The organism is Mesorhizobium australafricanum (assembly GCF_033977265.1).
Taxonomy (GTDB): domain Bacteria; phylum Pseudomonadota; class Alphaproteobacteria; order Rhizobiales; family Rhizobiaceae; genus Mesorhizobium; species Mesorhizobium australafricanum.
The window spans coordinates 72,640-90,879 of the sequence record NZ_JAVIIT010000014.1; the positions used below are offsets into that span (position 1 = coordinate 72,640).

21 protein-coding genes are annotated in these 18,240 nt (G+C 62.9%); 17 read left to right on the forward strand and 4 right to left on the reverse strand.

Going from position 1 to position 18,240, the window contains the following annotated elements:
• Positions 1–182: 182 nt before the first annotated feature.
• Positions 183–1,655 (forward strand): DEAD/DEAH box helicase, encoded by a 1,473-nt coding sequence (locus RFM98_RS23770; RefSeq protein WP_320311085.1) that lies wholly within the window; start codon positions 183–185, stop codon positions 1,653–1,655.
• A gap of 58 nt (positions 1,656–1,713) precedes the next feature.
• Here RFM98_RS23770 and RFM98_RS23775 read toward each other — a convergent pair whose 3' ends face one another.
• Complete coding sequence (locus RFM98_RS23775; protein WP_320311086.1) at positions 1,714–2,703, reverse strand: alpha/beta hydrolase; 990 nt, start codon at positions 2,701–2,703, stop codon at positions 1,714–1,716.
• A gap of 69 nt (positions 2,704–2,772) precedes the next feature.
• Positions 2,773–3,621: an SDR family NAD(P)-dependent oxidoreductase gene (locus RFM98_RS23780; RefSeq protein ID WP_320311087.1), complete on the reverse strand. Its 849-nt coding sequence runs from the start codon at positions 3,619–3,621 to the stop codon at positions 2,773–2,775.
• Between the two features lie 191 nt (positions 3,622–3,812).
• On the opposite strand from RFM98_RS23780, the gene RFM98_RS23785 reads away from it, so the two are divergent.
• The 6 genes from RFM98_RS23785 (at position 3,813) to RFM98_RS23810 (ending at position 8,387) form a co-directional block, all read left to right on the forward strand.
• Positions 3,813–4,847 carry a cysteine synthase A gene (locus RFM98_RS23785; RefSeq protein WP_320311088.1) on the forward strand — a complete coding sequence of 345 codons (1,035 nt, stop codon included), beginning with the start codon at positions 3,813–3,815 and terminating at the stop codon, positions 4,845–4,847.
• Positions 4,847–5,590, forward strand: a complete 744-nt coding sequence (locus RFM98_RS23790) for an alanyl-tRNA editing protein (RefSeq protein ID WP_320311151.1) — start codon at positions 4,847–4,849, stop codon at positions 5,588–5,590. The genes RFM98_RS23785 and RFM98_RS23790 overlap by 1 nt, the downstream gene beginning before the upstream one ends.
• Before the next feature lie 26 nt (positions 5,591–5,616).
• Positions 5,617–6,468, forward strand: a complete 852-nt coding sequence (sseA, locus tag RFM98_RS23795; protein WP_320311089.1) for a 3-mercaptopyruvate sulfurtransferase — start codon at positions 5,617–5,619, stop codon at positions 6,466–6,468.
• Positions 6,468–7,031 carry a GNAT family N-acetyltransferase gene (locus tag RFM98_RS23800; protein ID WP_320311152.1) on the forward strand — a complete coding sequence of 188 codons (564 nt, stop codon included), beginning with the start codon at positions 6,468–6,470 and terminating at the stop codon, positions 7,029–7,031. The genes sseA and RFM98_RS23800 overlap by 1 nt, the downstream gene beginning before the upstream one ends.
• A gap of 188 nt (positions 7,032–7,219) precedes the next feature.
• Complete coding sequence (locus RFM98_RS23805) at positions 7,220–7,777, forward strand: OmpA family protein (protein WP_320311090.1); 558 nt, start codon at positions 7,220–7,222, stop codon at positions 7,775–7,777.
• Positions 7,778–7,919: 142 nt separating this feature from the next.
• A complete protein-coding gene (locus RFM98_RS23810; protein ID WP_320311091.1) occupies positions 7,920–8,387 on the forward strand; it encodes a DUF1203 domain-containing protein in 468 nt (155 codons plus the stop codon).
• 540 nt (positions 8,388–8,927) lie between these two features.
• Here RFM98_RS23810 and ald read toward each other — a convergent pair.
• A complete protein-coding gene (gene ald, locus RFM98_RS23815) occupies positions 8,928–10,043 on the reverse strand; it encodes an alanine dehydrogenase (RefSeq protein ID WP_320311092.1) in 1,116 nt (371 codons plus the stop codon).
• Between the two features lie 203 nt (positions 10,044–10,246).
• Here ald and RFM98_RS23820 point away from each other — a divergent pair, with 203 nt between their 5' ends.
• Positions 10,247–10,720 (forward strand): Lrp/AsnC family transcriptional regulator, encoded by a 474-nt coding sequence (locus RFM98_RS23820; RefSeq protein ID WP_320217742.1) that lies wholly within the window; start codon positions 10,247–10,249, stop codon positions 10,718–10,720.
• On the opposite strand, the gene RFM98_RS23825 is transcribed toward RFM98_RS23820, so the two are convergent.
• Complete coding sequence (locus RFM98_RS23825) at positions 10,717–11,379, reverse strand: 5-formyltetrahydrofolate cyclo-ligase (RefSeq protein ID WP_320311093.1); 663 nt, start codon at positions 11,377–11,379, stop codon at positions 10,717–10,719. The genes RFM98_RS23820 and RFM98_RS23825 overlap by 4 nt on opposite strands.
• Before the next feature lie 173 nt (positions 11,380–11,552).
• Between RFM98_RS23825 and RFM98_RS23830 the strand changes: the two genes are divergently transcribed.
• From RFM98_RS23830 to RFM98_RS23870, 9 genes are all read left to right on the forward strand, one after another.
• Positions 11,553–12,818 (forward strand): NAD(P)/FAD-dependent oxidoreductase, encoded by a 1,266-nt coding sequence (locus RFM98_RS23830; RefSeq protein WP_320311094.1) that lies wholly within the window; start codon positions 11,553–11,555, stop codon positions 12,816–12,818.
• 139 nt (positions 12,819–12,957) lie between these two features.
• Positions 12,958–13,086, forward strand: a complete 129-nt coding sequence (locus RFM98_RS23835) for a hypothetical protein (protein WP_320217745.1) — start codon at positions 12,958–12,960, stop codon at positions 13,084–13,086.
• A gap of 101 nt (positions 13,087–13,187) precedes the next feature.
• On the forward strand, positions 13,188–13,478 hold the full coding sequence (locus RFM98_RS23840; RefSeq protein WP_320311095.1) for a Dabb family protein: 291 nt from the start codon (positions 13,188–13,190) through the stop codon (positions 13,476–13,478).
• A 76-nt stretch (positions 13,479–13,554) separates the two neighbouring features.
• Complete coding sequence (locus tag RFM98_RS23845) at positions 13,555–14,442, forward strand: VOC family protein (RefSeq protein WP_320311096.1); 888 nt, start codon at positions 13,555–13,557, stop codon at positions 14,440–14,442.
• Positions 14,439–15,284, forward strand: a complete 846-nt coding sequence (gene kdsA, locus RFM98_RS23850) for a 3-deoxy-8-phosphooctulonate synthase (protein ID WP_320311097.1) — start codon at positions 14,439–14,441, stop codon at positions 15,282–15,284. Before RFM98_RS23845 ends, kdsA begins: the two co-directional genes overlap by 4 nt.
• A gap of 95 nt (positions 15,285–15,379) precedes the next feature.
• Positions 15,380–15,586, forward strand: a complete 207-nt coding sequence (locus tag RFM98_RS23855) for a dodecin family protein (protein ID WP_320311098.1) — start codon at positions 15,380–15,382, stop codon at positions 15,584–15,586.
• A 73-nt stretch (positions 15,587–15,659) separates the two neighbouring features.
• Positions 15,660–16,025: a PRC-barrel domain-containing protein gene (locus RFM98_RS23860; protein ID WP_320311099.1), complete on the forward strand. Its 366-nt coding sequence runs from the start codon at positions 15,660–15,662 to the stop codon at positions 16,023–16,025.
• 386 nt (positions 16,026–16,411) lie between these two features.
• On the forward strand, positions 16,412–17,686 hold the full coding sequence (gene eno, locus RFM98_RS23865) for a phosphopyruvate hydratase (protein WP_320311100.1): 1,275 nt from the start codon (positions 16,412–16,414) through the stop codon (positions 17,684–17,686).
• Between the two features lie 157 nt (positions 17,687–17,843).
• Complete coding sequence (locus tag RFM98_RS23870; RefSeq protein WP_320311101.1) at positions 17,844–18,167, forward strand: FtsB family cell division protein; 324 nt, start codon at positions 17,844–17,846, stop codon at positions 18,165–18,167.
• The last annotated feature ends 73 nt before the right edge of the window (positions 18,168–18,240 follow it).

The following is an 18,240-nucleotide window of genomic DNA, read 5'->3' on the forward strand; positions in this document are numbered from 1 at the left end:
TCCGGATGATCGGCAAAGGTGGCGAAAAAGCCCCGAGGCATAACGCTTGCGGGCACGACAGCGCAGCCGAGCGGACGCGACGCGTCCGCCGCCTTGTCGTTTCATGACAGTTTATCCGACGGCAGGTTGCGCCCTGCCGCCATTGATGTTTGCGGCCGCAGGCCGCGTGAAAGAAGATTATTTTGACCAATGAAAACACCGCGGAACTGAACGGTTCCGCCACACAGCTCTCGGGCTTTGCCGCTCTGGGAATTTCGGGCGCGCTGCTCAAGGCGACCCATGCCGCGGGCTTTGCCGATCCGAAGCCGATCCAGACGCAGGCGATCCCGCCGCAGCTCGAAGGGCGCGACATTTTCGGCATCGCCCAGACCGGTTCGGGCAAGACGGCGGCCTTCGCGCTGCCGATCCTGTCCAAGATCATCGGGCTCGGCACCAAGCGGCGAGCCAAGACGACGCGGGCGCTGATTCTGGCGCCGACGCGTGAACTGGCCGTGCAGATCGAAGAGACCATCAAGATCCTGGCCAAGGGCGCTCATGTCTCCACCGCGCTCGTGCTGGGCGGCGTTTCGCGCTTCAGCCAGGTGAAGAAGATCGCTCCGGGCGTCGACATCCTGATCGCCACGCCGGGCCGGCTGACCGATCTGGTGCGCGAGGGCGATCTCATCCTTGCCGATACCAAATGGCTGGTGCTCGACGAAGGCGACCGCATGCTCGACATGGGCTTCATCAACGACGTCAAGCGCATCGCCAAGGCGACAGCGCCCGACCGCCAGACGGCGCTGTTTTCGGCCACCATGCCTGATGAGATCGCCGAGCTCGCCAAGGGCCTGTTGAAGAACCCGGTCCGCATCGAAGTTGCGCCGCAGAGCACGGCGGCTGCCGAGATCGTGCAGAGCGTCGTGCTTGCGCGCACCAAGCAGAAGCGCCAGGTGCTGTCCAAGATGCTGGCCGACGAGGCGATGCGCTCGGTGATTGTGTTCTCGCGCACCAAGCACGGCGCCGACCGCGTCACCAAGGACCTCGCCCGCGACGGCTTCAACGCCGCCGTCATCCACGGAAACAAGTCGCAGAACGCCCGCCAGAAGGCGCTGAACGATTTCCGCGACGGTTCGGTGCGCATCCTGGTCGCGACCGACATCGCGGCGCGCGGCATCGACGTGCCCGGCATCAGCCATGTCGTGAATTTCGACCTGCCGGACGAGGCTGAAAGCTATGTCCACCGCATCGGCCGCACCGGCCGCAACGGCAGGGACGGCATCGCGATCACGCTGTGCGATCCTTCGGAGAACGCCAAGCTGCGGCAGGTCGAGCGTATCATTCGCGCCAAGCTGCCTGTCGTCGCCGACCATCTCGGCAGCCCGGATCCGCAGCGCGACCCCAAGGAAAAGGCCGAACGCCATTTCGAACCGGCCAATGACCGCGAGCATCACGGCGGCCGTCGCGACGGGCGTCGTCCCGGCAACAACGGATCCGGCAAGCAGCGATTTGGCGGCAAGCCTGGCGGTGAGCGCCAATTCGCGTCAAAGCCGCAGGGCGAGCGTCCGGCAGGCACGCAGCCAAGTGGCGAGCGCAAGCCCGATGGTGGCTTCAAGCGTTTCAAGGGCAACAACAAGCGCCGCTTCGGCGGCAAGCGTCCGGCCAATCGGGCGGCCTGAGTTTCCTCGCTCGATCAAATCGAGACGGCCGGAGCCTTCGCTCCGGCCGTTTTTCATTTCACTGGCTTGATTGCTGCTGCATCAGCGCCTTCACCCACACCACGATGCGTTGCGTGAGAAAGGCCGTGGTCTGCGGCGACAGCGCATCGCCGGCGATGACGTGATCGTCCGGATCGCCGGTGTCGTCGACCGGCACTAGTTCGTGCGGACCGCCCCAGCGCCCGCCTATCTCGCGCGTCCGGTCCGGCCGCACCACCTTGTCGGAATCCGAGAAGATGAACAGGGCAGGGATCTTTGCCTTCTCGACCGGCGCGGCATAAGCGAGCTCGGTGAGCGCGGCCATCGGCAGCACCGCCTTCATGGGGTATTTCGTGGTCCAGAATTTTTCGTGGAGCGCGTTGCGCGCCTGGAAACTGCGCTCCTTGCCGCCGATAAGCTCGGCGAGCTGCCCACCCCAGGGCATGGTCAGCAACTCCGCGCCGGAGGCCTTGACGCCGAAATTCGGGGATATGAACGCGACTGCCGCGACGCCTTTCGAAGCGCCCGGCTGTGTCGCTGCCCATGCCGCTAGCGAGCCGCCGGTCGAGGTTGCGATGACGATCACCTTGTCGCCGATGTCGCGGCCGATGGCCAAAGCCTCCTCATAGTCGTTGACCCAGGCATTGACGCTGCCTTCGGCCATGGCCGCGCCGTCCTGGCCGTGACCAGTCAGGCGGGTGTAGAAGAGGTTGGCGTCCAGTTCACCCGCAATGTCGTCCGGCAAGGGGCGGACCTCGCCCTTCGAGGCGGAAAAGCCGTGGATGTAGACGATGGCCAAAGGCGTCTTGGCATGGACCATCGGGTTCGCCCAGATGATTTCCTTGTCGAGCCCGTCGCGGATGTTAGGTACGGCAGCCTCTTCACGCGCCAGATAGGCCTGCGGATCGTCGCCGATCACCGAAGGATTGAACCGGATTGTCGTATCGACCTGCACGCGGGGGCCGAGGAAGAAACCGGCTACCAGGACGACTGCAAGGCCAAGCACCGCAAGCACGATCCGCCGCCCCATTACAGTCTCCAGGCAATGATTCTCAACCTATGGCCGTCCCTGACGGCAAGCAATCGCTGTTTCGCCGGCTTATGTCGCCTTGTCGCGGGATGGATCTTTGTCGCCAGGCAGCCTGCGATCGAAATACAACGGCCGCCCCCACCAGCTGGTGGTCAGGCCGATGACAAAGCGGCCGATCGGCCGCGGCAGCAGGGCGAGCAGCTTCAACGGCAAGCTTATGCGGTGCGGGAAGGTGACTTCGAAGCCGCCCTTCTTGATGCCGCGGGCCATGCGGCGCGACGCTCGATGCACGGGCATGAGACCCGGCATCGGCAGCTTGTTCTTTTCGGTCAGCGGTGTGTCGACGAACCCCGGATTGATGACCTGGACGCGGATGTTCATCTTGTCGAAGTCGTATTTCAACGACTCCGCCAGGATGTTGATCGCGGCCTTGGTGCCGCCATAGGCCGCTGTTGTCGGCCAGCCGGAATAGGCGGTGACCGATCCGACCAGAACGACATGGCCGCGTCCGCGCGCGCGCATGTGCTCGACGACAGGCACCACGCCGTTGACGATGCCGAAATAGTTCACGGCGAAGGAACGGTGGAAATCGCGCACAACCAGATTTTCGCCGGGTGTGGCGATATAGTTGCCGGCGTTGAAGACGGCAAGCACGATCGGCCCCATCTGCTCCTCGATCGCGGCGGCCGTGCGCGCCATGCCATGCTCGTCAGTGACGTCGCACGGAAAGGACTTCACATGTCCAGACATTTGCGCCGTTTCGACGATCAGCGTGTCGGCCGGATATTCCGGCAGCGATGTCACAGCGACGGCATAGCCTTGATTGGCGAGATCCTTGGCCAATGCGCGGCCAAGTCCGCTGCTGCCGCCCGTGATCCAGGCGACACCGTCCTTCGGATTGGCCCGATAGAGTGTCATACGATGCCCTGTGAATGTTAGGGCTTGCTCTAGCGGCGAAGAAATCGAATGAAAAGAGCGCTTTTGCGCTTGGCGTTGAAATGATCGCGAGCATTGCAGCGTCTAGAATGCGACTGGACCAGGCAAAATCTTGCCTTGAAACCGCGGCGTCCGGTTTTTAGGGTCTCGCCGCACACATAAAGGAATCCCGCATGCCCCGTTCTGTGATCGAAGCGATCGGCAACACGCCCCTGATTCGGCTCAACAAGGCTTCGGAAGCGACCGGCTGTGAGATCCTCGGCAAGGCCGAGTTCATGAATCCGGGGCAGTCGGTGAAGGATCGGGCCGGCCTGTTCATCATTCGCGATGCCGAGCAGCGTGGGTTCCTCAAGCCTGGAGGGCTCATCGTCGAAGGTACTGCCGGTAACACCGGCATCGGCTTGACCCTGGTCGCCAAGGCGCTCGGCTACCGCACCGTGATCGTCATTCCTGACACGCAGAGCCAGGAAAAGAAGGACGTGATCAAGATCCTGGGCGCGGAGCTCATCGAGGTGCCGGCCGTGCCCTACAAGAACCCCAACAATTACATAAAACTGTCCGGCCGCCTTGCCGAGCAACTGGCGCGATCGGAGCCGAACGGCGCGATCTGGGCCAACCAGTTCGACAATGTCGCCAACCGCGACGGCCATATCCGCACGACCGCGCAAGAGATCTGGGCTCAGACCGGCGGCAAGATCGATGGTTTCGTTTCGGCCGTAGGCTCCGGCGGCACGCTCGCCGGTGTCGCGCTCGGGCTCAAGGGCAAGAGCAAGGACGTCAAGATCGCGCTCGCCGATCCGCTGGGCGCCGCGCTCTACAGCTTCTACACCAGCGGGGAACTGAAATCCGATGGCAGCTCGATCACCGAAGGTATCGGCCAGGGCCGCATCACCGCCAATCTCGACGGCTTCACGCCGGACTTCTCCTACCAGATCCCGGATGAGGAAGCGTTGCCGATCATCTTCGACCTGATCCAGGAAGAGGGGCTTTGCGTCGGCGGCTCGACCGGGATCAACATTGCCGGCGCCATCCGGCTGGCGCGCGAGCTCGGCCCTGGCCACACCATTGTGACAATCCTCGCGGACTATGGGACACGCTATCAGTCGAAGCTGTTCAATCCGGAATTCCTGCGCAGCAAGAATCTTCCGGTGCCGGGCTGGATGGAAGAGAAGGCCGACATTTCGGTGCCGTTCGAAAAGGTGGCATGATGGCCCGGAAAACCGTGGCGCTGTTTCGTGACGATGCCTATCAGAAGATGGCGGAGGCCGAGGTCGTCGCGATCAACGACCGTGGCGGCATCCTCCTCGACCGTACAGTCTTTTATGCAACGTCCGGCGGGCAGCCGGGCGACACCGGGATGTTCGAGCGAGCCGACGGCGGCCGCGTCGCGATCGCCGCCACCATCACCGGCGAGACCAAGGACGAGATCATCCACGTGCCGGCGGCGGATCAGGCGCTGCCCGCGGTCGGTGAAAGGCTGAAGCTTCTTATCGACTGGGAGCGGCGGCACCTTTTGATGCGCATGCATTCTGCCTGTCACCTGCTGACCGTGGTCTGTCCGTTTCCGATTACCGGGGCGGCGGTCGCCGAGGACGACAGCCGCGTCGATTTCGACATTCCCGACGCCGGCTTCACCAAGGAGGATGTGACGGCTCGGCTGATGGAACTGGTGCGCGCCGACCATCCGATCTTCACCCGGCTGATCACCGACGAGGAGCTCGCCGCCAATCCCGGCCTCGTGAAATCGAAGAACGTCCGCCCGCCGGTCGGCACCGGCAAGATCCGCCTGGTCTGCATTGGCGAGAACGGCTCGATCGACAGCCAGCCCTGCGGCGGTACGCATGTGAAGTCGACCGGCGAGGTCGGCGAGATCCATATCGGCAAGATCGAGAAGAAGGGCCGCGAAAACCGGCGCTTCCGCATCCGCTTCGGGCCGATGCCGGCGAACTGAACGAGCACGGGGCAGGGAGAAGAAGAATGGCGCAGGACAGTCCTTTCATCGTCGACGCCGACTGGCTGCAGAAGCAGCTTGGCGAGCCCGGCCTCACCATCATCGACGCATCCTGGTATCTGCCGGCGCAGAAGCGCGACGCCCGCGCCGAGTACGACGCCGCTCATATCCCAGGCGCGCGCTTCCTCGATCAGGATGCGGTTTCCGATCCGGATTCGAAACTGCCGCACACCTTGGCGTCGCCGCAGCACTTCGCCCAATATGTCGGCGCCATGGGCGTTACCGCCGACGACACCATCGTCGTCTATGACGGTCCGGGCCTGTTCTCGGCGCCGCGCGCCTGGTGGATGTTCCGTGTCATGGGCGTCTTCCAGGTCTATATCCTGAACGGCGGCATGGACCGCTGGAAGGCCGAGGGGCGACCAGTGACGGCTGAGCCGACAAAGATCGCGCCGAGTGTCTTCCACGCCGATTTCGACGCAGGCCGCGTCGTCGGTCTCGACGAGATGCGCGCGATCGTCGGCGGCCGCAAGAGCCAGATCGCCGACGCGCGCTCGGCCGGCCGCTTTGCCGGAACCGATCCTGAGCCGCGCCCAGGCGTCCGTTCAGGCCATATGCCGGGTGCGCATAATGTCCCGATCACGGCGCTTGCCGAAAATGGCGAGCTGCTGTCCAAGGACCGCTTGCGCAAGGTGATCGAGGGTGCCGGTATCGACCTGTCGAAGCCGGTTGTCACGTCCTGCGGGTCGGGTATCACGGCGGCGGCGATCACGCTGGCGCTTGAGACGCTCGGCCATAGCGACAACCGGCTTTACGACGGTTCCTGGACAGAATGGGGCGGTCTCGGCGACACGCCGGTGGTGACGGGGAAAGAATGATGGAAAACGGCGCGCTGCAAGATATCGACGTCACGGTCACGTTCCTGGAGATGCATGCCGTGCCGGCGATTTCGCCGCCAATCCCCTACAACCGCCAGATCGCGCTGTTGAAGACGAAAGATATCCCGCTCCATTTCTATCGCTATTTGATGGATCGCGTTGGGCGCAAATGGCACTGGGTCAATGTGCTCAGGCTAAGCGACGAGGAGCTTGCCGCTGGCTTGCACCGCGAGGACCGTGACATCCGGGTGCTCTATCTCGACGGCGCTCCCGCCGGCTTCTTCGACCTCAAGCCGCATCTGCCGGACGAAGTGGAGCTCGCCTATTTCGGCATGATGGAACATGCGCATGGCCAGGGTATCGGCCGCTGGTTCCTCGGTGCGGCGATCTCGGCGGCCTGGGCACATGGACCAAGGCGTGTGACCGTGCAGACCTGCACGCTCGACCATCCGGCGGCTCTGCCGCTTTACCAGAAGCTCGGCTTCACGCCGGTGGCGCAAAAGAAGGAAGTGGTGCATCCGCTGACCTTCGCCGAGCGTTCGGCCAGCGTCATGCGAGCCTGATGCATGTCGCCCAGAAGTGTGCAGCGGTTCTGGGACAACGACATGCATCAAAACAAAGACTTAAAAGCGCGTCGCTTGAATCCGGTTCAGCGCGACGCGCTTTAGTTGAACACCTCGTTCATCGCCGCTTCAGGCTGTCTTTGCCATTGTCCGGTCGCATTACGAGGCCGAGCATATAGGAGAAAGACATGTTGACCCGACGTACATTTGCCGTGGCCGTGATTGCGGCAATTGCCATGCCGAGCCTGGCATCCGCGCAGGCGACCACGCCCTCCGCCGCGACCATCGAGCGCCAGCTCGATGCGGCCCCCAGGAAGAAGCTGCGCCCCAACGAGCGTGTCACCATTCGTGAGTTCAAGCGCCGGCCGGACCTTCGGCGCATGGCGCGTTCGATCGACATCCAGTCGATCAATTTCGAGTTCGGCTCGGCCGCCATTGCGCCGTCGCAATACGGCAAGGTCGAAATCATTGCCGATGCGCTCCATCGCATCCTGCGGCGCGACCGCGGGGCCCGTATCCTGATCGAGGGTCACACCGACGCCGTGGGCTCTTTCGAATCGAACCAAGTCCTGTCCGAACGCCGCGCCGCCTCCCTTAAGCGGACGCTGGCAGGCGAGTTCGGCGTTCCCGCCTTCGCATTGGAGACCGTCGGCTATGGCGAAGAATTCCTGCTTGTGCAGACCCAGCAGGAGAACTGGCGCAACCGCCGCGTGACGCTGCGCCGCTTCGACGATTTCGTGCGGTAGCGCTCAAGCCGATAATGCCGATATTGAGGGCCCGGTTGGCCAAAAGCAGCCGGGCTCTTTTACACGGACGCCAGTCAGGATTCGGGTGGGCGACACCGTCTTCGACGCATAATTTCCGGATATCGACACCGGAGATTTTGCCATGAGCATCCACTTCAAAGCCTTGCCGACCGAAGCCGTGCGCGCCTTGCAGCAGGGAGGGCCCGATGCCTATGGCCGCACTCCCGAACACCGGATTTCCGACGGCGACGGCGTGCCCTGCAGGCACTGCATGAAGAATGTTGCGGCAGGCGAAGGCTACCTGATCGTCGCCTACCGGCCGTTCCCGCAACTGCAGCCCTATGCCGAAACCGGCCCGATCTTCCTGCATGCCGAGGAATGCGAGCGCGCCGCGGAAGCGGAAGCGCTGCCGGAGATGCTCGAAGGCAGCGACTATATCGTCAGGGGGTATGACATAGACGATCGCATCGTCTATGGCACCGGCGCCGTCACGCCGACGGGCGATATTGCCGCCCGCGCGGAGACGCTGCTTGCCCGCGACGATATCGCCTACATCCATGTCCGCTCGGCGCGGAACAACTGCTATCAATGCCGCATCGAGCGGGCATGACCCAAACAAAAAAGAAGCCCGCCGATGGTCTGGCGGGCCGTTGGAGGGTCTGTGACAGAAGCTGTCGGCAAGTGCTGTCCGGGCCGGACTTGCCCGACCCGGCAAGCAGCTCAGGCCGCCAGTAACGGCACGTCTCTAGGCAACTTTCCCGCGCAGCGAATGTGAAGCATTTCACACAAGCACGCATAATGGCCGGGAAGATCAAAACCGGGCGCATTTCAAAACTGTCGTATTCCCGTCGTACTACCGCGCTAAAAAGCAATGGTTGATGATTTGTCGACCGCGGATGGACCGGCGGCAGGTCGCAACACCGAGGAAGCGGGGCTTTTGCTCCGCTTTTTTGTTGCCCGGATTTCTCGACGGGACTTAAAGCGCGTCGCATTGAAACCGATTTAGGCGACGCGCTTTAAGTCCTTGTTTTTATGCATGTCGTTGTCCCAGAACCGCGCACACTTCTGGGCGACATGCATTGGTTTCCGCGCAACAAAAAAGCCCGCCGGAATGACCGGCGGGCGACTGGAAGAAGGTTTTACGAACTTGTCAGGCGGCAAGCACTGCCTTCGGCTCGACCATTTCGTAGCCGAGCGCCTCGGCGACGGCGCGGTTGGTGATCTTGCCCTTATGGACATTGAGGCCATTGCGCAGGTGATGATCGTCAACCAGCGCCTTGAGGCCCTTGTCGGCAAGCTGCAGGCCGTAATGCAGCGTCGCGTTGTTGAGCGCATGCGCCGAACTGACCGGCACGGCGCCAGGCATGTTGGCGACGCAATAATGGATGACGCCATCGACCTCATAAGTCGGATCGGCGTGGGTCGTGGCATGCGAGGTCTCGAAGCAACCGCCCTGGTCGATCGCCACGTCGACCAGCACCGAGCCCTTCTTCATGCCGGAAAGCATTTCGCGGGTAACGAGCTTCGGCGCCGCGGCGCCGGGGATCAACACAGCGCCGATGACGACGTCGGCCGAGAAGCATTCTTCCTCCAGCGCTTCGACGGTCGAGTAGCGGGTATGGACGCGGCCGCCGAAAATGTCGTCGAGCTGGCGCAGGCGCGGGATCGAACGGTCGATGATGGTGACGTCGGCACCGAGGCCAACCGCCATCTTGGCCGCATGAAGGCCGACGACGCCGCCGCCGAGCACGGTGACCTTGCCGGGCAGCACGCCAGGCACGCCGCCAAGCAGCACGCCACGGCCGCCATTGGCCTTCTGCAGCGCCGTGGCGCCGGCCTGGATCGACAGGCGGCCGGCGACTTCCGACATCGGCGCGAGCAGCGGCAGGCCGCCGCGATCGTCGGTCACGGTCTCATAGGCAACCGCGGTGACGCCTGAGCCGAGAAGACCCTTGGTCTGCTCCGGATCCGGAGCCAAATGGAGATAGGTGTAGAGGATCTGGCCGTCGCGCAGCTGGATCCATTCGTTGGGCTGCGGCTCCTTGACCTTGACGATCATGTCCGACTTGGCGAACACGTCGGCGGCCGTCTTGGCGATGGTGGCGCCGGCTGCGCGGTAGGCGTTGTCGTCGGCGCCGATACCAGCGCCCGCTCCGGTCTCGACCAGCACTTCGTGGCCATGCGCGACATATTCGCGGACCGAGCCGGGCGTCAGGCCGACGCGATATTCATGGTTCTTGATTTCCCTGGGGCAGCCGACGCGCATCTTTCTTCTCCTGTCCGCGCCCTTCAAGGGGCGCTCTCCCTGTCACTCGTGCATGCCGCCGGCTCCAAATGTGGAGGCGGACACGCCGTAACCGCAGTCAACCACAAATCGTTCCGTATGTGTTTGCGAATGCACTTGCGGCAATGACCGTTCTTCGATAATCGTTGCGCGAAATGGCTATAAATTCGCAGGAACCACGAAAAATGCCGCTCGATAGGATTGATATCGCCATTCTGGAGACTTTGCAGAAGGATGGTCGGATACCCAATGCGGCGCTTGCCGAGAAGGTCGGCCTCTCGCAATCGGCCTGTTCGCGCAGGCTCGACAATCTGGAGAAGTCCGGAACCATCCGCGGCTACCACGCGCGGCTCTCCAACACCGCGCTGGGCCACCAGATGACGGCGATCGTGCATATATCGCTGTCAGGCCAATTCGAGAAGACGCTGTCGGATTTCGAGGCGGCGATCAAGCGCTGTCCGAACGTGCTCTCCTGCCACCTGATGTCAGGCGAATACGACTACATCCTGCGCATCGCGGCGAAAGATCTCGTCGACTATGAGCGCATCCACAAGGAATGGCTGTCGGCCATGCCGCATGTGACGAAGATCAACTCGTCCTTCGCGCTGCGCGAGATCGTCGATCGCACGGCGGTCGGCCTGCGGCCTGAGATGGCCTAGGCGTTGCTAAGCGCCTCCGTCACCACGGTCGTCATCGGGATATCGTGCGGCTGCGGATAGATGGTCGGGATGCGCTGCAATTCGTAGCCGACACCGATGACGAGCGGCCTGAACGGCATTGCCGCCAGCGTGCGATCGTAGAAGCCGCCGCCATAGCCCAGCCGATACTTGCCGGGATCGATGCCGACGATCGGCGAAATCACGATGTCGGGCAACACCGGATCGCCCTCGGCCGGGATCGGAATGTTCCAGACACCCTTTTCAAGCCGGTCACCCGGTTTGTAGGCGCGAAACACCAGCGGTTGTCCCTTCTCGATGACGACAGGCAGCGCGGTGCGGCCGCCACGCTCGTTGATCGAGGCCATCCAGCCACGCAAATCCGGCTCGCCGCGAAAAGGCCAGTAGAGGCTGACCATCCGGCCGGCTATGTCTCCGATCAGCGCATCGAGGCCGCCCGCAATGCGCGCCGACATTGCGGTGCGCGCATCGGCTGAGACGGCAAGGCGGGCGCCGATGAGCCGCTCGCGCTCGGCCTCGCGCCATCGCCTGACATCCGACCAATCGGAGAGCGGCTCCCGGTATTCCGGGTCGAGTTCATGCATAAAGCAGGGTGGTGAAGCGTATTGTGCCGGCCCTTCGTCATCGCGGTTGTCGGCCATGCTTGGCTCCTGTCGTTTTGTTTCACGCTATACTCGCCCTTTTGTGGTCGCATGTGCATTCACGACGCCGCGCGACGACTCCCGGGCATGATCATTGCCGGATGCAATATTGTTGCAGCGCACAAAAATACCTACATCATGGGCGGCGATCGCACTTGGCGAGGTGGAATGAAATGAGCGAAACCGAGCATAAGGTCGTTGTCGTCGGCGCCGGGTTCGGCGGTCTCGAGCTCACCCGCGCCCTGGCCGGTGTTCCGGTGCGCATCACCATGATCGACAAACGCAACCACCATTTGTTCCAGCCGCTGCTTTACCAGGTGGCAACGACGTCGCTCGCAACCTCTGAGGTCGCCTGGCCGATCCGCCATCTGCTGCGCAGGCGCAAGGACGTGACGACCCTTTTGGGCAATGTCACCGGCGTCGACCGCGCAGGCAAACGCGTGCTCCTCGAAGACGGCAGCTCTATTCCCTACGACACGCTGGTGCTCGCCACGGGCGCGCGCCATGCCTATTTCGGCCATGACGAATGGGAGCCTTTCGCGCCGGGGCTGAAGACGCTCGAGGACGCCACGACGATCCGCCGCCGCATCCTGCTTGCCTTCGAGCAGGCAGAGCGCGAGACGGACCCGGCCAAGCGGCAGGCACTGCTGACGCTGGTTATTGTCGGCGGCGGTCCCACAGGCGTGGAACTCGCCGGTACGATCATCGAGCTTGCGCATGACACGTTGCGCGGCGAATTCCGCAACATCGACACGCGGCAGGCGCGCGTCGTCCTGATCGAGGCCGGCGACCGGATCCTGGCCAATTTCGCCCCGCAGCTGTCGGCCTATGCGCAAAAGGCGCTCGAACGGCTCGGCGTCACCGTCGAACTCGGGCGCCCCGTCACTCAACTGGATGCCGAAGGCGTCGTCTTCGGCGACAAGCACCTGCCGGCAAGGACGATCATCTGGGCGGCTGGCGTTGCCGCTTCGCCGGCGGCCGAGTGGCTGGGGGCGGCGGCCGATCGGGCGGGCAGGGTGCTGGTCGAGCCCGACCTCACGGTGCCGGGCAGTCCCGACATTTTCGTCATCGGCGACACTGCACATGTGTTGCGGCCGGATGGAAAGCCGGTGCCGGGTGTGGCGCCCTCGGCCAAGCAGGAAGGCAAGCATGTTGCCGCGACGATCAAGGCGCGACTTGCCGGCGACACCGCAACGCGTCCTTTCCAGTACCGCCATGCCGGCGACCTGGCGACAATCGGCAAGCGCGCCGCCGCGATCGATTTCGGCTGGATCAAGCTCACCGGCTGGCTCGCCTGGTGGCTCTGGGGCATTGCCCACATCTATTTCCTGATCGATTTCCGCAACCGGCTCGCGGTGTCACTTAGCTGGCTATGGATATACCTCACCGGACAGCGTAGCGCGCGGCTGATCACACAGGGCGACGACGACAAGAGCTGATCTTCTCGCTGTCGCCGGCTTCATCGACGCGTCGGCGCTGCGGCTGATGGAATGCGGTCCCAGGCAAAAAGCAGTTAACTCGATCAATCGCTGACGTCCCTACTCTGGTTCCGGCCGTTCACATGCGATAGTTTCAGCCATGCGTTATGTGATCGTCATCGCCGCCATCACCTTCTTCCTGATCTGGGATGGCCTCTATAATCATGGCCATTATCTCGATGTGACCGTCCGGGAAATGTCGCGCATAGTGCGCTACGTCACCGGGTAGGGCTCGCCAATTTTGCATCGCGGGCGCGACATCGTTGCCGGTTGACGCCCAGGCATTGCTCCCACAGAAACACCGCTGAACCGACGACCAGGGAGGCTGGATTGATCCGGCACATCGTTTTCTTCAGCGTGCGGCGCAAGGAAGATGTCGAAGCTGTGCGCTCGGGCCTGCTGGCGCTCGGCAGGATTCCGCACTCGAGGCATTTCGAGGTGACGCTCAACACCAAGGTCGATCTGTTCTCCAACGCGATCGATGTGGTCGTCTATGCCGAGTTCGAGGACGAGGCGGCTCTTGCCGCTTACAAGGCGCATCCGATTTATGCCGATACGACCAGCAAGGTGAAGCCGCTGCGCGAACTGCGCTATTCGGCCGATGTCGTGGCCGCGGCCTGAACTGCCCGCGCGGCGGCGCGCTCCGTGGGTCCAGTGCTCTTGAACCGCCGGCCGGAATGGGGCACACCGCGCCGGCATGATCAAAAAATCCGCCCATCCACTCGACCATCTGGTGTTGCCGGTACGGAGCCTCGACGCCGCGCGTACGCGTCTGGCCTCGCTCGGTTTTGTCGTCGCACCGATCGGCGTCCATCCTTTCGGAACCGAGAACGCCTGCGTCTTTTTCGTCGACGGCACCTATCTGGAGCCTCTGGCAGTGGGCAATGAAGCCATAGCCGCACAGGCGATCGGCTCGGGCAATGTCTTCGTCGCGCGTGATCGCCTCTATCGCGACAGGCTGGGCGACGACGGTTTTTCCGCCGTCGCCCTCGGCACGGGCAATGCCGACGCCGACCACACGCGCTATCTTGAAGCCGGCCTGTCGGCCGGCAATACGCTGAGCTTCTCGCGCGCCTTCACCGATCCAAACGGCAGGAGCGACACGGCATCGTTCAAGCTCGCCTTCGCATCTGGCAAAGAGACAATGGATGCCTTCCTCTTTGCCACCCAACGCATCAATGCGCCAAACATCGACCGCACGGCGCTGCAGGCCCATGCCAATGGCGTAACCGGCATCGTCGAAGTGATCGCGGTCAGCGATGCACCTTCCGCGCAGATCGGACTGATCTCTATCGCCACCGACGCGGTTGCCGCCGAGTTGGGGGCGGGTGACGACGCGGTGCGGCTGCCGAATGCGATCCTGAGCGTCGTCACGTCCGAAAGCTACGCGCAGCGCTTCGGCCTGGCCGCCCAGCCCTCATCGCATCTGCGGTTTCAGGCGATTATATTCTCGATCCGCGACAAAGCTTCAGCCGCACGCGCGCTTGCGACAGGCGCAATCGATCACGACATGAGCGGCAATGATATCGTCGTTCCGCCGGCGCCCGGGCAGGGTGCCGCCTTCATCTTCCGGGAGATCCCATGAGCAAGCCCCTGGCGCCCAATGCATCGGTAACCGTCGGCAAGGTCGTCTTCGCCAACAATGCACCGCTGTCGCTGATCGCCGGCCCGTGCCAGCTTGAATCGCGCCAGCATGCCTTCGACATGGCCGGCGCGCTGAAGGAACTGACGCAACGGCTGGGCATCGGCCTCGTCTACAAGACCAGCTACGACAAGGCCAACCGCACCTCGCTGTCGGCGACGCGCGGCGCCGGGCTCGATGCGGCAATGCCGATCTTCGACGATTTGCGCAAAGAGTTCGCCCTTCCGGTGCTGACCGACGTCCACACCGAGGAGCAATGCGCGATCGTCGCCCCGCATGTCGATGTCCTGCAGATCCCGGCCTTCCTGTCGCGCCAGACCGACATGCTGGTGGCCGCGGCCAAGACCGGCAAGGTCATCAACGTCAAGAAGGGCCAATTCCTTGCGCCCTGGGACATGAAGAACGTGATCGCCAAGATCACCGGCTCCGGCAACCCGAACGTGCTGGCCACCGAGCGCGGCGCCTCCTTCGGCTACAACACGCTGGTCTCGGACATGCGCGCGCTGCCGATCATGGCCGAGATCGGCGCTCCGGTGATTTTCGATGCCACCCATTCCGTGCAGCAGCCGGGCGGGCAGGGCGGCTCCTCGGGTGGCGAACGGCGCTTTGTCGAGACGCTCGCGCGCGCTGCCGTTGCCGTCGGCGTCGCCGGTGTCTTCATCGAAACCCATCAGGACCCGGACAACTCGACGTCTTCCGATGGTCCCAACATGGTGCCGCTGAAGGACATGCCGGCGCTGCTGGAAAAGCTGATGGCTTTCGACCGCATCGCCAAGGGGCTCTGATACCGGCGGCTGAACCGACCCTGCGCCGGCTTGTGATTACGCTGAGCCGGCGATACGCTCCTTTGCGTAACTGAGCGTCCTGGCAGGAGGAAGCCATGTCTGTTGCCCGCGTCACCGAAATCACGTCGTCGTCCAAGAAGAGCTTTCAGGACGCCATCGAAAAGGGCATCGCGCGCGCCGCAAAGACCCTGAAAAACGTCGAGGGTGCCTGGATCCAGGACCAGAAGATCGTGGTCGTGGACGGCAAGATCGCGGCTTACCGGGTCAACATGAAGGTCACCTTCATTCTCACCGACAGCTGAGCACAAAAGTCTGGGAACCTTCGCCCGCTCCTCTCATTGTCAGTGCAGGCATTCAACCGAGAGGAGCACCACCATGACCACCCCGTCCGGGCATACCGAAGCCATTGCCGCCTCGCGCGTCATCGGCACGTCAGTCTATAACACCGAAGGCAAGAGCATCGGCAGCATCGAAGACGTCATGCTCGACAAGATGTCGAACGGCATCATGTTCGCCGTGATCGGTTTCGGCGGCTTTCTCGGCATGGGCGAGAAGTACCACGCCATTCCGTGGGCGACCCTCGACTATGACGAGGACAGAGGCGGCTACGTCGTGCCATTCACCAAGGAGCAGCTCCAGGCCGCGCCGGCATATTCGATCGACGAATTGACCGGCGCGGACGGTGAAGCCGCTCGCGATGCCTCATTCCAATATTACCATGTGAAGCCCTATTGGCATTGACGCACTGACCGGCACACGGAAATCGAAGGGCTCCCGGCAGGCCGGGAGCCCTTCAGCTTGGTGCTATTGCGCCGCTTGGAGGGTCGATAGCTCTGCCGAGCTCTGCTGGGGCTTCTGATCGTCGCATGACGTCAGGAACGCCGCCGCGATCAGGAACAAACTCACGATACCGCTCAACTGGGACATGGCGAAACTCCTCCTGTTTCGCCCCGCGCGAAGGCGACCATAGATGAGAAGGTCGCGCAGTGGGCATGACTTATGATGACAGAAATTTGCGCTTCGTGAATCGTGCGCGCGGCAATAATTGCGGCCCCGCCGATTGCCTTTTGCTCCGCTTTGGCTAAGAGGGTCGCGACGCTTCAATCGATCAATCGGGGACATCGCAAATGACCGCCATCATCGACATTGTCGGGCGTGAAATCCTGGACAGCCGTGGCAATCCGACCGTCGAGGTCGATGTGGTGCTTGAGGACGGCTCGATGGGCCGCGCCGCGGTTCCGTCGGGCGCATCGACCGGCGCGCATGAGGCGGTCGAATTGCGTGACGGCGGACCGCGCTATCTGGGCAAGGGCGTCCAGCGCGCGGTCGAGGCCGTGAACGGCGAGCTGTTCGAGGCGATCGGCGGCATGGAAGCCGAGAACCAGATCCATATCGACCAGACGATGATCGAGCTCGACGGCACGCCGAACAAGAGCCGCCTCGGCGCCAACGCCATCCTCGGCGTGTCACTGGCGGTCGCCAAGGCCGCGGCGGAAGCCGCAGGCCTGCCGCTCTACCGCTATGTCGGCGGCACCAAGGCGCACATTCTGCCGGTGCCGATGATGAACATCATCAATGGCGGCGCGCATGCCGACAACCCGATCGACTTCCAGGAATTCATGATCCTGCCAATCGGCGCGCCGACGTTGCGCGACGGCGTGCGCTGGGGCTCGGAGATTTTCCACACGCTGCGCAAGAAGCTCAAGGATGCCGGCCACAACACCAATGTCGGCGACGAGGGCGGCTTCGCCCCCAACCTGAAAAGTGCGCCGGCAGCGCTGGATTTCATCATGGAATCGATCGAGAAGGCCGGCTTCAGGCCGGGCGAGGACGTCGCGCTCGGCCTCGACTGCGCCGCCACCGAGTTCTTCAAGGACGGCAACTATGTCTATGAGGGCGAGAAGAAGACCCGCGACCCGAAGGCGCAGGCCAGATATCTCGCCAAGCTCGCCTCCGACTATCCCATCATCACCATCGAGGACGGCCTTGCCGAGGACGACTGGGAAGGCTGGAAGATCCTGACCGATCTGATCGGCAAGAAGATCCAGCTCGTCGGCGACGACCTCTTTGTCACCAACACGGCGCGCCTGCGCGACGGCATCCGCATGGGCGTCGCCAATTCGATCCTGGTCAAGGTCAACCAGATCGGCTCGCTGACCGAGACGCTCGACGCGGTCGAGACCGCGCACAAGGCCGGCTACACCGCCGTCATGTCGCACCGCTCGGGTGAGACCGAGGATTCGACCATCGCCGACCTCGCCGTCGCCACCAATTGCGGACAGATCAAGACCGGGTCGCTGTCGCGTTCGGACCGCATGGCCAAATACAATCAGCTCATCCGCATCGAGGAAGAGCTCGGCAAGCAGGCGCGCTACGCCGGCAAGTCGGTGGTCAAAGGCTGATCCAGCCTATTCGAACAATCCGGAAGGGGCGGGGCATTCCCGCCCTTTTTCGTTTCCAGCGATCCCGGATCGGGCCGCCCGTAACTGTCCATTAAGCACAATCGGGCGAAATACGACTCATGGCCGCTTGCGTTCGCGGCCGCGAGGGTTCGGGGTCATGTGGACACGTCAGCACAAGCAGAGAAACACCGGCAGGCTGATCATCCCCTCGCTTTGCGTGCTGTTCCTGGCCTATTTCGGCTTCCATGCCTATCACGGCGAATTCGGCATCTATTCCAAGTACAGGCTTGAGGCTCGAAAGGTCGAATTGCAGGCACAACTCGATGCCGTCAAGGCGCGCCGGATCGACTTTGAGCGCCGTGTCCAGCTGATGCATGAAGGCACGCTGGAGAAGGATATGCTTGACGAGCAGGCCCGAAAGGGGCTCAATCTGTCCCATCCCGACGAAATCACCATCATGCTGCCTGCCTCGACGAAATAACCGAAATTCGGTTAATCGTCATTATTTGCAACGATTCTAATCGCTTAGATGCATGCCAGCCATGCATTTTTCA

Excerpts from the sequence above, each read along its gene's own strand:
- RFM98_RS23775 (WP_320311086.1), bottom strand. The coding sequence starts at position 2,703 with ATGGGGCGGCGGATCGTGCTTGCGGTGCTTGGCCTTGCAGTCGTCCTG.
- RFM98_RS23780 (WP_320311087.1), bottom strand. The coding sequence starts at position 3,621 with ATGACACTCTATCGGGCCAATCCGAAGGACGGTGTCGCCTGGATCACG.
- RFM98_RS23785 (WP_320311088.1), top strand. The coding sequence starts at position 3,813 with ATGCCCCGTTCTGTGATCGAAGCGATCGGCAACACGCCCCTGATTCGG.
- RFM98_RS23790 (WP_320311151.1), top strand. The coding sequence starts at position 4,847 with ATGGCCCGGAAAACCGTGGCGCTGTTTCGTGACGATGCCTATCAGAAG.
- sseA (WP_320311089.1), top strand. The coding sequence starts at position 5,617 with ATGGCGCAGGACAGTCCTTTCATCGTCGACGCCGACTGGCTGCAGAAG.
- RFM98_RS23800 (WP_320311152.1), top strand. The coding sequence starts at position 6,468 with ATGGAAAACGGCGCGCTGCAAGATATCGACGTCACGGTCACGTTCCTG.
- RFM98_RS23805 (WP_320311090.1), top strand. The coding sequence starts at position 7,220 with ATGTTGACCCGACGTACATTTGCCGTGGCCGTGATTGCGGCAATTGCC.
- RFM98_RS23810 (WP_320311091.1), top strand. The coding sequence starts at position 7,920 with ATGAGCATCCACTTCAAAGCCTTGCCGACCGAAGCCGTGCGCGCCTTG.
- ald (WP_320311092.1), bottom strand. The coding sequence starts at position 10,043 with ATGCGCGTCGGCTGCCCCAGGGAAATCAAGAACCATGAATATCGCGTC.
- RFM98_RS23820 (WP_320217742.1), top strand. The coding sequence starts at position 10,247 with ATGCCGCTCGATAGGATTGATATCGCCATTCTGGAGACTTTGCAGAAG.
- RFM98_RS23825 (WP_320311093.1), bottom strand. The coding sequence starts at position 11,379 with ATGGCCGACAACCGCGATGACGAAGGGCCGGCACAATACGCTTCACCA.
- RFM98_RS23830 (WP_320311094.1), top strand. The coding sequence starts at position 11,553 with ATGAGCGAAACCGAGCATAAGGTCGTTGTCGTCGGCGCCGGGTTCGGC.
- RFM98_RS23835 (WP_320217745.1), top strand. The coding sequence starts at position 12,958 with ATGCGTTATGTGATCGTCATCGCCGCCATCACCTTCTTCCTGATCTGG.
- RFM98_RS23845 (WP_320311096.1), top strand. The coding sequence starts at position 13,555 with ATGATCAAAAAATCCGCCCATCCACTCGACCATCTGGTGTTGCCGGTA.
- kdsA (WP_320311097.1), top strand. The coding sequence starts at position 14,439 with ATGAGCAAGCCCCTGGCGCCCAATGCATCGGTAACCGTCGGCAAGGTC.
- RFM98_RS23855 (WP_320311098.1), top strand. The coding sequence starts at position 15,380 with ATGTCTGTTGCCCGCGTCACCGAAATCACGTCGTCGTCCAAGAAGAGC.
- RFM98_RS23860 (WP_320311099.1), top strand. The coding sequence starts at position 15,660 with ATGACCACCCCGTCCGGGCATACCGAAGCCATTGCCGCCTCGCGCGTC.
- eno (WP_320311100.1), top strand. The coding sequence starts at position 16,412 with ATGACCGCCATCATCGACATTGTCGGGCGTGAAATCCTGGACAGCCGT.
- RFM98_RS23870 (WP_320311101.1), top strand. The coding sequence starts at position 17,844 with ATGTGGACACGTCAGCACAAGCAGAGAAACACCGGCAGGCTGATCATC.